Here is a 687-nt window from a genome sequence, read left to right on the forward strand (position 1 = left end):
ATCAGCGGCACCAACGCCCACGTCATCCTCGAACAGGCCCCGACGGAGACGCCGGCCCTCGCCCCGGCCGAGACACCGGACCGGGTGGGGTACGAGACGTCGGTGGTGTCGCTGGTGCTGTCCGCGCGGGACGGCAACGCCCTCCGCGCCCAGGCGGGACGCCTGGCGGCCCACCTGCGGGAGACCACCGACGACGTGCGCGAGGTCGCCCACGCCCTGACCACCCAGCGCGCCTTCCTCGACCACCGCGCCGTCATCCTCGGCAACAACCGCGACGAACTCCTGACCGGCCTCGACGCCCTCGCCGCAGGCGAAGAAGCCCCCGGGGTGATCACCGGCAGCGGACAGGTGGAACGGCCCGTCTTCGTCTTCCCCGGTCAAGGCTCGCAGTGGACCGGCATGGCCCACGAACTCCTGAACACCTCCCAGGTGTTCAGGGAGTCGATCGCCGCCTGCGAAGCAGCACTGTCCCCGCACGTGGACTGGTCCCTGACCGAAGTCCTCCGCAGCGACGAACCGATCACGCGGGTGGACGTCATCCAGCCCGTGCTGTTCGCCGTCATGGTCTCCCTCGCCGCGATGTGGCGGTCGTTGGGCGTCGAACCCGCAGCCGTGATCGGCCACTCCCAAGGCGAAATCGCCGCAGCCGTCGTCAGCGGGGCCCTCACTCTGGAGGACGGCGCCAAG

At 70.7% G+C, this 687-nt stretch carries 1 protein-coding gene; it reads left to right on the plus strand.

Annotated elements, in window-relative coordinates; genetic code table 11:
* Positions 1-687 (plus strand): acyltransferase domain-containing protein (locus tag IF129_RS25940; RefSeq protein WP_191212281.1); only part of this gene is annotated, 687 nt, incomplete at both ends.

Origin of the sequence: Streptomyces chumphonensis (genome assembly GCF_014779715.1) — a bacterium.
GTDB classification, from domain to species: Bacteria; Actinomycetota; Actinomycetes; order Streptomycetales; family Streptomycetaceae; genus Streptomyces; species Streptomyces chumphonensis.